The organism is Pseudomonas sp. RL_5y_Pfl2_69, from assembly GCF_963970465.1.
GTDB lineage: Bacteria > Pseudomonadota > Gammaproteobacteria > Pseudomonadales > Pseudomonadaceae > Aquipseudomonas.
In genome coordinates this window covers 64,908-78,413 of the sequence record NZ_CAXAOU010000012.1, presented here as the reverse complement: position 1 = coordinate 78,413, position 13,506 = coordinate 64,908, and the positions used below count along the sequence as shown (strand labels likewise).

Below are 13,506 nucleotides of genomic sequence, written 5' to 3'. Positions count from 1 at the left end.
TCATGGCAGATGCACTCCCGGATAACGTTCCGGCCCAAACAGGTCCAGCCGGCGGCAAGCCGCCGCTGTTTGGCCTGTCTTTTCTGGACAACCTGGCCGATATGACCATGCTGCGTCAGGTCGGCCTGATGGTCGGTCTGGCGGCGAGCGTGGCCATTGGTTTTGCCGTTGTGTTGTGGTCCCAGCAACCTGATTACCGGCCGCTGTATGGCAGCCTGGCCGGTATGGATGCCAAGCAGGTCATGGAAACCCTGGCCTCCGCCGACATTGCCTACACCGTTGAGCCCAACTCGGGCGCCTTGCTGGTCAAGGCCGACGACATTGCCCGTGCCCGCCTGAAACTGGCGGCCGCAGGCGTCACGCCGACCGACAGCAATATCGGTTTCGAGATCCTCGACAAGGACCAGGGCCTGGGCACCAGCCAGTTCATGGAGGCCACGCGTTATCGTCGTGGTCTGGAAGGCGAGTTGGCGCGCACCATTTCCAGCCTCAATAACGTCAAGGGTGCACGGGTTCACCTGGCGATTCCCAAAAGCTCGGTGTTCGTGCGCGATGAGCGCAGGCCCAGTGCGTCGGTCCTGGTTGAACTCTACGCGGGCCGCTCGCTGGAGCCGGGCCAGGTGCTGGCGATCGTCAATCTGGTCGCCACCAGCGTGCCTGAATTGAGCAAGTCCCAGATCACCGTGGTCGACCAAAAAGGCAATCTGCTTTCGGATCAGGGTGAAAACTCCGAACTGACCATGGCCGGCAAGCAGTTCGACTACAGCCGCCGCATGGAAGGCATGTTGACTCAGCGCGTGCACAACATCCTGCAGCCGGTGCTGGGCAATGACCGTTACAAGGCAGAAGTGTCGGCCGATGTGGATTTCAGTGCCGTCGAGTCCACCTCCGAGCAGTTCAACCCCGATCAACCGGCGCTGCGCAGCGAGCAATCGACCAGCGAGCAGCGCACCGCCAGTAACGGCCCCCAAGGCGTGCCCGGTGCCTTGAGCAATCAGCCGCCGAGCCCGGCCACTGCCCCTCAGCAAACCGGCCAGGGCGCCGCCGCAGCGGGCATGATCCAGCCGGGTCAGCCTTTGCTCGATGCCAACGGTCAGCAAATCATGGACCCGGGCACCGGCCAGCCAATGCTGGCACCGTACCCGGCAGACAAGCGCTCGCAATCGACCCGCAACTTCGAGCTGGACCGCTCCATCAGCCACACCAAGCAGCAGCAGGGCAGGGTCAATCGCCTGTCGGTGGCGGTGGTGATCGACGACAAGATCAGCGTCAATCCGGCCAACGGTGAAATCACCCAGGTACCGTGGAGTACCGATCAACTGGCACGCTTTACCCGCCTGGTGCAGGACGCCGTGGGTTTTGATGCCAGCCGTGGCGACAGTGTCAGTGTGATCAACGTGCCGTTTTCCACCGAGCGCGCCGAAGTGATCGCCGACATCCCGTTCTATTCGCAGCCCTGGTTCTGGGATGTGGTCAAACAAGTACTGGGCGTGCTGTTTATTCTGGTGCTGGTGTTTGGTGTGTTGCGCCCGGTGCTCAACAACATCACCGGCAACGGTCGCAACAAGCAAGTGGCAGGCATTGGCAGCGATGCCGAGATGGGCGGCCCGGGCGGACTCGATCGTGAGTTGGCCAACGACCGTGTCAGCCTCAGCGGTCCGCAGAGCATCATGTTGCCAAGCCCGAGCGAAGGCTATGACGCTCAGTTGAACGCAATCAAAAGTCTGGTCGCAGAAGATCCGGGCCGTGTGGCTCAGGTAGTAAAAGAGTGGATCAATGCCGATGAGTGATAACCGTGCGGGCGCCAACGCCAAGTTGACCCGGGTCGACAAGGCCGCCATTTTGCTGCTGTCCCTGGGCGAATCCGACGCGGCCCAGGTGCTGCGCCACATGGGCCCCAAAGAGGTCCAGCGGGTGGGGGTGGCGATGGCGCAAATGCGCAACGTTCACCGTGAGCAGGTCGAGCAGGTGATGAGCGAGTTCGTCGAGATCGTCGGCGACCAGACCAGCCTTGGCGTGGGCTCGGACAGCTACATCCGCAAAATGCTCACCTCGGCCCTGGGCGAAGACAAGGCCAACGGCCTGATCGACCGCATCCTGCTGGGTGGCAACACCAGTGGCCTCGACAGCCTGAAGTGGATGGAGCCGCGTGCCGTGGCCGACGTGATCCGCTTCGAGCACCCGCAAATCCAGGCCATTGTGGTGGCGTATCTGGACCCGGACCAGGCGGGTGAAGTGCTGGGTCACTTCGACCAGAAGGCGCGCCTGGACATCATCCTGCGGGTTTCGTCGCTCAATACCGTGCAGCCGGCGGCGCTCAAAGAGCTGAACCAGATCCTCGAAAAACAGTTCTCCGGCAACTCCAATGCGGCGCGCACCTCTCTGGGCGGCGTCAAGCGAGCGGCCGACATCATGAACTTCCTCGACAGCTCGATGGAATCCCAGTTGATGGATTCGATCCGCGATATCGACGAAGACCTCTCGGGTCAGATCGAAGACCTGATGTTCGTGTTCAACAACCTGGCCGACGTAGACGACCGGGGGATCCAGGCGTTGCTGCGCGAGGTGTCCTCGGACGTGCTGGTGCTGGCGCTCAAGGGCTCCGACGAGAACGTGCAGGAAAAAATCTTCAAGAACATGTCCAAGCGCGCGGCCGAACTGTTGCGTGACGACCTGGAAGCCAAGGGTCCGGTACGTGTCAGTGATGTTGAAACTGCGCAGAAAGAAATCCTCACCATCGCCCGCCGTATGGCCGAAGCCGGAGACATTGTTCTCGGCGGGAAGGGCGGCGAAGAGATGATCTAAGTGAGCAGCGGTGACTCCCCCGGAGATGTGATCCGGGCCAAGGATGTGGGTGCCTTCGATGTGTGGGGGCTGCCCAGCTTTGACCCTTGGCGCGAGCCCGAAGAGCCTGAGCCCGAGCCGGTCGAAGAGCTGCCGGTGGAAAGCGAAGAAGTGCCGCTGGATGAAGTCCAGCCACTGACCCTCGAAGAACTCGAAAGCATTCGCCAGGAGGCCTGGAACGAAGGCTTTGCCACGGGCGAAAAAGAAGGTTTTCACAGCACTCAGCTCAAGGTTCGCCAGGAAGCCGAGGTTGCCCTGAGCGCCAGGGTGGCCAGCCTTGAACGCTTGATGAGCAGCTTGCTGGCGCCGCTTGCCGAGCAGGACCAGCAACTTGAAAAAGCCATGGTCGGGCTGGTCGAGCACATGACCCGGCAAGTGATCCAGCGAGAGCTCAAAACCGATTCGACCCAGATCGAGAAAGTGCTGCGCGAGGGTTTGAAGCTGTTGCCGATGGGTGCCGAGAACATTCGGCTGTTCATCAATCCGCAGGATTTCGATCAGATCAAGGCCTTGCGCGAGCGCCACGACGAACACTGGCGGATTGTCGAAGACGACACCCTGCAGCCCGGCGGTTGCCGAATTGAAACCGAGCACAGCCGCATCGATGCCAGCATCGAAACCCGTATCAAACAGGCCATGAACCAGTTGCTCGACCAGCTCCACGAGCAGTCGCTGCATCCGGCGGCGCCTGACATCGACATCGACATCGACCTCGATGCACCTTAAGCGCACCAGCTTTGCCAAGCGCCTGAGCACCTATGCCCCGGCCGTGTCTTTGCCCGCGCAGCCGGTGGTTGAAGGCCGATTGCTGCGCATGGTTGGCCTGACCCTTGAGGCCGAAGGCCTGCGCGCCGCCATGGGCAGCCGTTGCCTGGTGATCAACGACGACAGCTTTCACCCGGTGGAAGTCGAAGCCGAGGTGATGGGCTTCTCCGGTGGCAAAATCTTCCTGATGCCCGTGGGCAGCGTCGCCGGGATCGCGCCGGGCGCCCGTGTGGTGCCCCTGGCCGATAATGGCCGCCTGCCGATGGGCATGAGCATGCTCGGTCGGGTGCTTGACGGCGCCGGGCGTGCACTGGATGGCAAAGGGCCGATGAAGGCCGAAGACTGGGTGCCGATGGACGGGCCTGCCATCAACCCCCTCAAGCGTGACCCGATCAGCGTGCCGCTGGACGTGGGCATTCGCAGCATCAACGGTTTATTGACGGTCGGGCGCGGCCAGCGTCTGGGCCTGTTTGCCGGTACGGGCGTGGGCAAGAGTGTGCTGCTGGGGATGATGACCCGTTTTACCGAGGCCGACATTATCGTGGTTGGCCTGATCGGTGAGCGGGGTCGTGAGGTAAAGGAATTTATCGAGCATATCCTCGGCACCGAAGGTCTCAAGCGCTCGGTGGTCGTGGCATCGCCTGCCGATGACGCGCCGTTGATGCGTTTGCGTGCAGCCATGTACTGCACGCGAATCGCCGAATATTTTCGCGACAAGGGCAAGAATGTCCTGTTGCTGATGGACTCCCTGACCCGATTCGCCCAGGCCCAGCGGGAAATCGCCCTGGCTATTGGCGAGCCGCCAGCGACCAAGGGCTATCCGCCTTCGGTGTTCGCCAAACTGCCCAAGCTGGTGGAGCGGGCCGGTAATGCCGAGGCCGGTGGCGGTTCGATCACGGCGTTCTATACCGTGCTGTCTGAAGGCGATGACCAGCAGGACCCCATCGCCGACTCGGCGCGGGGCGTGCTCGACGGCCATATCGTGTTGTCCCGGCGTCTGGCCGAAGAAGGGCATTACCCGGCCATCGATATTGAAGCGTCCATCAGCCGGGTCATGCCGTCGGTGGTCACGCCAGAACACATGCGTCGTGCGCAGCAGTTCAAACAGCTGTGGTCCCGCTTCCAGCAAGCCCGCGACCTGATCAGTGTGGGCGCCTATGTGCCGGGTGGCGACCGTGAAACCGATACCGCCATTGCCTTGCAACCGGCAATGGTGGCGTACCTGCGCCAAGGGCTGAACGACAACATCAGCCTGGCCGAGAGCGGCGGGCATCTGGGCAGCATCTTCGCCCCGGCAGAGGGTGGTTAATCGACGATGGCCGGTGATTCAAGGGCAGTGCGCCTGGCGCCAGTGGTCGATATGGCCGAAAAGACCGAGAAGGCGGCGGCCCAGCGATTGGGGCACTTTCAAGGGCAAGTCAACCTGGCGAACAGCAAGCTGGGGGACCTGGAAAACTTCCGTGGCGAATACCAGGCGCAGTGGGTTGATCGCGGCAGCCAGGGCGTGTCGGGCCAATGGCTGCGCAACTATCAATACTTTCTTGGCCAGCTGGAAACCGCCGTCGGCCAGCAGCGCCAGAGCCTGGTGTGGCATCAGAACAACCTCGAAAAGGCCCGTGAGACGTGGCAGACGGCCTATGCCCGCGTCGAGGGGCTGCGCAAGCTGGTTCAGCGTTACGCCGACGAAGCCCGCCAGTTGGAAGACAAGCGCGAGCAAAAATTGATGGATGAACTGTCCCAGCGATTGCCGCGCAGGGACAGCTATTAGAATTGACCCTGTAGAAGCAGTCCCTGGAATAAGGTCGTTCGGCAAAGCCGTTTATGAGTCCGCGCCGCCCCTGTCCTGTTTCCCTATCGCAAAAAGCTCACGGCCCGGACTGTCGAGTCAGCTCATGGCCATGAGTTTTTATATTTTTCGCTGGGCTATTTGGACCTATCTGCATCCAGCTTCTGGCTGTCACACGCTCAAGGGTGTCACGCTGAGTGGCCATCAAGCGTCTAGGGCCTGTTGCAGTTCGTTTTGGGTCCGGATTTGTAAAGAAATCGAAGAAACGTGTTGCTGAATACAAGTGCTGTTGAAAGAAATCGTGTTGAGCTTGACCAGGCTGACGCGGTTTGCGGTCGGATATAAATGTATCCTCGAGGCTGGCACCCTGAGATTGAATGAAATCCAGCGTATGTAGCTTCTGTTCCATAAAGGGTTTGTAGTGACCACTTTTGTTTTCGATATAGGCTACTTTCCCTTCAGACACTACCATCATGCCCGCATCAATGATGCGCTTGCCTGCCATGGGCGAAGAGTGATGGAGGGTGTCAGTGACAGGTTTGAAAACATACATTTTTTTCTCCCCTGCTTTGTTATAAGCCAACACATATCCCCACATGTGTTTGTGCCAGGTATTGCTGCTGACCCACGTGTCATTGTTACTTAACGTTGACACTGGCTTGCCCGAAAAATACATGGATCCGTACTCAAAAGTGACCGCTGCTTTGCTTCGGACTTTGTCGTCCAGGTATTTGACACCTTTATATCGTCTGGAGCTTTTGGTTTGAGAGGCAGGGTCAAGCACGTTCTCAAATAAGTACTCTGCCCCGGGAACCTGATTGTCGCGGCGGCGTAACTTGTCTCGTATTTTTTCCCAGTTTGCCAATGCTCTTTCCCGTGTCTCTCCTTTCGTGTCGATGGAGTTGGTTGGATCGTTTTTAACCATGCAGTACAGATTTAATCCGTCCACATTCCCTGCTGGGTCCGGATTGATCCAGCGTTGCAGCCATGGCGCGTAATATCTGAACCCGTAGTAATACAGCCCAGTTGCGTCCAGTTCCTTGCCGCTATAACGCGCTGTCTTGTATTTCGCGTCAATAACACTCCTGGCCGCCCACCATGCAGTCCCGCCAAAGGGGTAATAACTTTCCTGGCTAATCAGTTCAGCGTGTTGATCCAGTTCCAATACGCTGCTTTCAAGATGATCACTTAGGCTGTACCGAAACTGGTTGTTGGTCACGCTTTTGGGTAATTCGTTTTCCCAGTGCAGCCAGCGCACATTACTGCGCCCCGCCTGGGCGATGACGACGTGCAGTTGTTCGCCCGTGGTCCGGGTACGAATCTCCAATCCGGGCAGGTAACGCACTTCGTTCACCTGCTCTGCACCTCGGGTTTTGGCTCTACGTACTTTGCGTACCCGCTGTTTGTCGCCGTCATAGATGTAAGTTTCTACATCGTCATCCCGACCATCAGGCTCATCACGCTGCACCTGAGTCACCTGATGCAATTGATTACGGGCGTTCCATTGAATGGATTGGCCGGGGGACAAAATCTTTTGATTGCCATTAGCGTCAAAGCCCTGGGCAAAATCAATTGGCGAGCTGCCCTTTAACAGGCTGCGATTACTGTGTTCGTCCACGACCATTTCGCGGTTATAGGAATTACCTGCACCGGCATCGTGCTTGAGCACGCTCAGATTGCCGCCACTATCGTAGTGATAGGTTTGGCTGTAATTGCGCCACCGACTGTCGTCCTGGGCACCGAATGTCTCCAGATTCGGCAGCCCCTGCCCAATGGTCTGACTGGCGTTTTCGCGGCCCGTGGCGCTTGTCAGTTGGTACAAGGTGTCGTAGGTATAGGTTCTGACATCCTCTACCTGCTGCTGAGCAAACCACTGCACCGGTTGGGCAACGTCTTCAATGCGCTCGATATTGCCCACAGGGTCGTACTGGAAGTGCAAATCCTGCAGCAGCTTGCCCCCAGGTTTACTTGCCTTGAGGTTGAGGGGCTGAGAATTTTCTGGCGAATAGATAATCGATGTGACTACTTCATTTCCGGTCTGTTGAAATTCAACCTGGCCAAATGCGTTGTAAAGGGTGCTTTTGAGTAACGCCACGTCATCCAGGTACGAAGCACATGGCCGGCCTGAAACATCTACTTCAAAACGCTGCACATGGTTGAGAGCATCGGTTTGTTCCAGCACTGCGCCCAAGGCATCGTAGCGCCAGTGAGTGACGTAGGTCTTTTCCTCGATTTCCAGCAAGTCATCTCGACCGGCTTCAGCCTCAGGCCAGTTGGGCGATGCCAGCGATCCGCAAAAACGTCGTTTTTCATTGAGTGGCTGGCCTGATATCCCAAATACCTCGTTCCACCGGCTGCCAGCGGGATCATCGTGTCGTATCAGCTCCCCACAGCGATTTTTGCGTGCATCCTCCAGGCTTGCCTGGGCATAGGTCAGGCGTTCGACGCAACATGCTTCGCCCCCTTGCGGCTGTTCAAATTGCGCCACGGGACGAAGCTGCAAGTCGTATTGGGTCGCGTGCCGATTATGTTGGCTATCCCAGGTCTCAAGCGTTTGTCCCGCGTCACCCAGCAGAGAAATTTTCCAGCCAGCGTCTACGCTTACGCTGGCAAGTAGCCGTGCGCCAAGGTCGTAAGCGTTTTTCAGATTTGGCGCGGTCTGTTCTCCTGCTTGTGCCTTGGCCCACAGACGTGTATCCCACTGGGCTGTATTGCGCTGTGCAGCATCGAATTCATTGAGTTCAATACGTGTCTGGGATTGCTCTCCCGCTTTTGAGCGACAGTACTTGACGGTACGTAGCATCATCCCGTGAGGGCCAAGGACACTCAACGTGGGCGTATGCACATGCAGTTCAGGGGAAAGCGAAGTGCTGGATGGAGTGGCCATGGGTATCTCAGAAGCTAGCGGTCAGAAGGGTTATCCCCGGTATGTCTACGCACGCAATGGGGAGGTATTAGTTAAAACCTTTAGATCGCAATCTTAGGGAAAGCAAATCTCTGTCCGACGAACGTAACTCCTTTTTCGCAGTCGTCTATAGTTTCGAAGTTGACTCGATACCTGACGCGGGAGCATCCACATGGCAGTGACATCTGAAGTCTCCGAAGATGGCAGCAAGCTGACAATCGCAATCAAGGGCCGGTTCGACTTTGCCAAACATCAGGAATTTCGCAGTGCCTATGAGGAATTGAACCCCCGGCCCGCTTGCGTGGTAGTGGATTTGAAAGACGCGACCTACCTCGACAGTTCGGCGCTGGGCATGTTGTTGCTGTTACGCGAGCACGCCGGTGGCGATGAGTCGGATATCCGGGTGGTCAACAGCAGCCCGGATGTGCGCAAGATTCTCGGTATTTCCAACTTTGACAAGCTGTTCGATATCAATTGAGCCGCTCAATGGAGCGCCTGCGGCGATTGCAGCAAACCGTGCTGCAGCAGCGTGACTTGATCGCCGAGCACAACGATTACCTGCTCAACGAGCAGCGGGTAGCCAAGGCGGTGTTTGATCGGGTGGCGCATTCAGGGTGTCTGGATGCGCCCAATATCCGCTTCTTGCAATCGCCCTATGCCTTGTTCAATGGTGATCTGTTATTGGCGGCCTACACCCCATCTGGGGATACCCACCTGCTGCTCGCTGATTTCACCGGCCACGGTCTTCCTGCGGCCATTGGCGCAATGCCACTGGCCGAGGTGTTCTACAGCATGACTGCCAAAGGCTATGGCCTGGCCGAAATCCTCCGTGAAATGAACGCCAAGCTTAAGCGCATCCTGCCCGTCGACATGTTCTGCTGCGCCACGTTGCTGTGTGTCAGCGCCCAGCGCCGTTGTGTCGAGGTCTGGAATGGCGGGATGCCCGACGGCTACTTGCAGTCCGGTGGTGAGCGTACGGCATTGACGTCGCAACACCTGCCGCTGGGGGTGTTGCGCGCTGAAGTGTTTGACCATGCCACTCAAGTCTTTGCGATGCTGCCCGGTGATCAGGTGTTTTTGTTGACCGACGGCGTGATCGATACCTGTGGTCCGGATCAGCAACTGTTCGGGGTTGAACGTCTGGAGCGGGTGCTGGATGCCAATCGCCATCCGCTGCAACTGATTGCCGAGGTCGAACAGGCGTTGCGCGATTTTCAGGGGCGGGCCCGGGATGACGTGAGCATGGTGCATATCACCTCACAATTGCCGCAGTTTCTGGGGGTGCCAGCCATCGTCTATTCAGACAGCGGCCAATGCAGCCCGCGGGACTGGTCGTCCCGTTTCGAGTTTCGGGCGCGAACCCTGCAGCAGTTCAATCCACTGCCTTTCTTGCTGCAATTGCTGATGGAGGTTCACGGATTGCGTGCCCAGGGGCCGGTGATCCATGCAGTACTGTCCGAGCTTTACAGTAATGCCCTGGAACACGGGGTGCTGGGCCTCGACTCTCGGCTCAAGCGCGATACAGAAGGGTTTGCCCATTATTACCAGCAGCGCAGGGAGCGTTTGGCGACCCTCAAGAGCGGATTTGTGCGGGTGTCGTTGCAGGTCGAGCCGATCGGGGAGAGCGGGCGGCTGTTTATCCAGGTTGAAGACAGTGGTGCCGGCTTCGATGTCGACAAAGTCATGTCCAGACCCCTTGATTCAGACCGTCTGTCGGGGCGTGGCGTGAGTTTGGTCCGTCAACTGTGCCCTGCAGCCCGCTGGGCACCAGATGGTCGTAGTGCGACCGTAGAGTTTTCATGGGGGGGTCTGGCATAATCCGGCCATTCTTGATCAAGGAGTGAACAAGTGTCTGACATTCATATGGATCCGAAAGTGGTCGATGCGTTGCGAGACGTGATGGAGGGCGGTTTTGCGGACCTGCTCGACACCTTCCTCTCTGACTCCGAAGAGCGCATTGGGCAATTGCACAACACCCGCGAAGCCGACGACCTGACCCTGGTTGCCCACAGCTTTAAAGGCAGCAGCAGCAACATGGGTGCCATTCGTTTGGCGCACTTGTGCGGCCTGCTCGAAGAGCGTGCGCAAAAGAAGCAACTGGCCGGTATCCAGGAGCTGGTGATCAAGATCGACGATGAATACCAGATGGTTCGGCGACTTTACCGTGCCGAGCGCCATCGCTCAGGGCCTCCGTATTTCGCGATCAGCTGATTGCGCAAAGCTGGCCCGAACCTTGCTCTGACTCTCTGACCTGTACCCATGCCAGCCGTACAGCGGAGACCCGTTAATGCCCGTTGCCGCCCAACCCCTGCTTCAGACACCTGCCGTCGCTGCGCCAAAAGCAGCGGCGGGCAGCCCTGCGCAACCTGTCAGTCCCCAGGGTCAACCCTTTGCCCAGGTGTATGCCAGCGCGACTGAACCGGAACCAGCCGTTGCCGATAGCGGCAACCCATTGCCTGGCGGCAAGACCAGGGATGCAGCCATGACTGATCAGGATGACAGCGCTGGCCAGTCGGGCGGTGACTTGGCCGTTGTTGATCCACTCATGCTGCTGCCTGTGACGGCGCCTCCCGCGGCGGTTGTCGAGGCGGTACCCGAGACACCAGAGGTGCCGGTAGCTGCGCAGGCCCAAGCGGCACAGCCAGGGGTGGCTCAAGCTCAGGTTCAGTCGCTACTGCAACCGGCAGCCGACGACACCTTCGACCCCGAAGCGGATCCTCTCGACGCGATGCCAGCCGTGCGCCTGGCGATGGAGCAGGGCGGGCATGTATCAGCCAGCAGCCAGAGCCCGGTCAAAATTCCGTCGAACGAAACCCCACCGCCCACGGTTCAGGGGCAGGCCAGCAGCATCGCCATGCTGATCGATGGCAAAACCGGTGAGTCAGCGACCGGTGATGGCGGCGAGAAGGCTTTCAAGGGCTTGCTCGATGACGGTCTCAAGGACCTGAAAAGTACGTCCAGCGATACGCGGGTCGATGACTTCGCCAATCGCCTGGCGGCCCTCACCCAGGCTGCAGTGCCCAAGACCGTGAACACGCTGCCGGTCAATCAGCCCCTGGCCATGCATCAGGGTGGCTGGTCTGAAGAGGTCGTCAATCGGGTGATGTACCTGTCCAGCGCCAATCTCAAATCTGCCGACATCCAGCTGGAGCCAGCTGAGCTGGGGCGCCTGGATATTCGGGTCAACATTGCCGCCGACCAGTCGGCGCAGGTCAACTTTGTCAGTGGTCATGCTGGAGTGCGCGAAGCGCTGGACAGCCAGATGCACCGCTTGCGCGACATGCTGGCACAACAGGGGATGGGGCAGGTGGACGTCAACGTCTCCGACCAGCCGCGCAACTGGCAAGGGCAGCAGGGCCAGGAGCAACAGGCCCGCAGCGGTAGCGGGGGTCAGCGGCTGGACAGCGTCATGGATGACGAGCCAGTGGACGTCGCGGCGGTCGCGCCAAGCGTAGTACTGGGCTCCAGTGCAGTGGATTACTACGCGTAAAGCCCTTAACCACACCAACCCTGTGTAGCCGCTGACGAGCCGTGCGAGGCTGCGATCGGCGGCGCAGCCGTCGTAGAGCATGAGAGCCAGTTTAGCCAGACACACCGCGCAACCCGATTTTGCGACGGCTGCGCCGCCGATTGCAGCCTCGCTACGCTCCTCAGCAACTACAACCACTTCTGGCATAACACTTGCTGTGCCTACCCCGGCATCTGTGAAAACCAAATAGTGACGGATTATTGGCATGGCGACGAGCGACGCGGTAAATGAACCGGCCGGCAAAGGCAAACTCAAGCTGATTATCCTGATCGTCGTGGCTGTACTGCTGGCGATTGGTCTTTCCGTTGGCGCCACCTGGTATTTCATGCACAGCCCCAAGAGCGAGCCTGTGCCGCAAGTGGACAGCAACGTCAAACCGGCCGCGCTCTATGAGCCCATGGCCCCGGCCTTCGTGGTCAATTACAACGCCAATGGCCGCCAGCGCTACATGCAAGTGAGTGTGACCTTGCAGGCCCGCGACCCTGCCGATCTGAAGGCGCTCATGGTGCATATGCCGGTGATTCGCAACAACCTGGTGATGCTGTTTTCCGGTCAGTCCTTTGACGACCTCGCAACGCCGGTGGGCCAGGAAATTCTGCGCCAGAAAACGACTGCCAGCGTGCAGGACGTAGCACAGAAAGAACTCGGCAAAGTGGTTATCGACCAGGTGCTCTTTACTAACTTTGTATTGCAGTAGGATCACGACATGGCCGTGCAAGACCTGCTGTCCCAGGATGAGATTGACGCGCTGTTGCATGGCGTCGATGACGGTCTGGTACAGGCCGAAACAGCTGCCGAGCCCGGCAGTGTCAAAAGCTATGACCTGACCAGTCAAGACCGCATTGTCCGGGGGCGCATGCCGACCCTGGAAATGATCAACGAGCGTTTCGCCCGCTATACCCGTATCAGCATGTTCAACCTGCTGCGCCGCTCGGCGGACGTGGCGGTGGGCGGGGTGCAGGTCATGAAGTTCGGCGAGTACGTGCACTCGCTTTACGTGCCTACCAGCCTGAACCTGGTCAAGATCAAGCCGTTGCGCGGCACGGCACTGTTCATCCTCGACGCCAAACTGGTGTTCAAGCTGGTGGACAATTTCTTTGGCGGCGACGGCCGTCACGCCAAGATCGAAGGCCGGGAATTCACCCCTACCGAATTGCGCGTGGTGCGCATGGTGCTGGAGCAGGCCTTCATTGATTTGAAGGAGGCCTGGCAGGCGATCATGGAGGTCAATTTCGAGTACATCAACTCAGAAGTTAACCCGGCCATGGCCAATATCGTCGGCCCCAGTGAGGCCATTGTGGTGTCCACTTTCCATATCGAGCTCGACGGCGGTGGCGGCGACCTGCACGTGACCATGCCGTACTCGATGATCGAGCCGGTGCGCGAAATGCTCGATGCCGGATTCCAGTCCGACCTCGACGACCAGGACGAACGCTGGAGCAAGGCCCTGCGCGAAGACGTACTCGACGTCAGCGTGCCGCTCAGTGCCACCGTGGCCCGCCGTCAATTGCGCCTGCGGGACATCTTGCACATGCAGCCCGGCGATGTGATCCCCATCGAACTGGAAGATGAATTGGTAATGCGCGCCAATGGCGTGCCTTCGTTCAAGGTCAAACTGGGCTCCCACAAAGGCAATCTTGCCTTGCAAGTGGTTGAGCCCATCGGGCGGCGATAAGC

General features: G+C 58.9%; 11 protein-coding genes and 1 pseudogene. 11 read left to right on the top strand and 1 reads right to left on the bottom strand.

Annotated elements, in window-relative coordinates:
- The first annotated feature begins 2 nt into the window (after positions 1 to 2).
- From fliF to fliJ, 5 genes are read left to right on the top strand one after another with little or no spacing between them, the layout of a single operon-like run.
- Positions 3 to 1,790: a flagellar basal-body MS-ring/collar protein FliF gene (gene fliF, locus AACY07_RS19115; RefSeq protein WP_133075997.1), complete on the top strand. Its 1,788-nt coding sequence runs from the start codon at positions 3 to 5 to the stop codon at positions 1,788 to 1,790.
- Positions 1,783 to 2,805 carry a flagellar motor switch protein FliG gene (fliG, locus tag AACY07_RS19110; protein WP_133075998.1) on the top strand — a complete coding sequence of 341 codons (1,023 nt, stop codon included), beginning with the start codon at positions 1,783 to 1,785 and terminating at the stop codon, positions 2,803 to 2,805. Before fliF ends, fliG begins: the two co-directional genes overlap by 8 nt.
- The gene (gene fliH, locus AACY07_RS19105; RefSeq protein WP_339476818.1) at positions 2,806 to 3,570 is read left to right on the top strand and encodes a flagellar assembly protein FliH; all 765 of its coding nucleotides are present in this window, start codon (positions 2,806 to 2,808) and stop codon (positions 3,568 to 3,570) included.
- Complete coding sequence (gene fliI, locus AACY07_RS19100) at positions 3,560 to 4,918, top strand: flagellar protein export ATPase FliI (RefSeq protein ID WP_133076000.1); 1,359 nt, start codon at positions 3,560 to 3,562, stop codon at positions 4,916 to 4,918. Before fliH ends, fliI begins: the two co-directional genes overlap by 11 nt.
- 6 nt (positions 4,919 to 4,924) lie before the next feature.
- On the top strand, positions 4,925 to 5,377 hold the full coding sequence (gene fliJ / locus AACY07_RS19095; protein ID WP_339476814.1) for a flagellar export protein FliJ: 453 nt from the start codon (positions 4,925 to 4,927) through the stop codon (positions 5,375 to 5,377).
- Positions 5,378 to 5,474: 97 nt separating this feature from the next.
- Here fliJ and AACY07_RS19090 read toward each other — a convergent pair whose 3' ends face one another.
- Positions 5,475 to 8,282 carry an RHS repeat-associated core domain-containing protein gene (locus AACY07_RS19090; protein WP_339476813.1) on the bottom strand — a complete coding sequence of 936 codons (2,808 nt, stop codon included), beginning with the start codon at positions 8,280 to 8,282 and terminating at the stop codon, positions 5,475 to 5,477.
- 190 nt (positions 8,283 to 8,472) lie between these two features.
- On the opposite strand from AACY07_RS19090, the gene AACY07_RS19085 reads away from it, so the two are divergent.
- The 6 genes and pseudogenes from AACY07_RS19085 to fliM all read left to right on the top strand — a co-directional run bounded on the left by AACY07_RS19085 (position 8,473) and on the right by fliM (position 13,504).
- Positions 8,473 to 8,778 (top strand): STAS domain-containing protein, encoded by a 306-nt coding sequence (locus tag AACY07_RS19085; RefSeq protein WP_339476811.1) that lies wholly within the window; start codon positions 8,473 to 8,475, stop codon positions 8,776 to 8,778.
- Positions 8,779 to 8,780: 2 nt separating this feature from the next.
- Positions 8,781 to 10,118, top strand: a pseudogene (locus AACY07_RS19080) (ATP-binding SpoIIE family protein phosphatase); the annotation flags it as partial.
- Positions 10,119 to 10,148: 30 nt separating this feature from the next.
- Entirely contained in the window at positions 10,149 to 10,511 is a 363-nt protein-coding gene (locus tag AACY07_RS19075) for an Hpt domain-containing protein (RefSeq protein ID WP_339476810.1), read from the top strand.
- A gap of 76 nt (positions 10,512 to 10,587) precedes the next feature.
- Entirely contained in the window at positions 10,588 to 11,790 is a 1,203-nt protein-coding gene (locus AACY07_RS19070; RefSeq protein WP_339476807.1) for a flagellar hook-length control protein FliK, read from the top strand.
- Positions 11,791 to 12,034: 244 nt separating this feature from the next.
- Entirely contained in the window at positions 12,035 to 12,526 is a 492-nt protein-coding gene (fliL, locus tag AACY07_RS19065; protein WP_339476804.1) for a flagellar basal body-associated protein FliL, read from the top strand.
- Positions 12,527 to 12,535: 9 nt separating this feature from the next.
- Positions 12,536 to 13,504, top strand: a complete 969-nt coding sequence (gene fliM, locus AACY07_RS19060) for a flagellar motor switch protein FliM (RefSeq protein WP_019828822.1) — start codon at positions 12,536 to 12,538, stop codon at positions 13,502 to 13,504.
- Positions 13,505 to 13,506 lie beyond the last annotated feature (2 nt).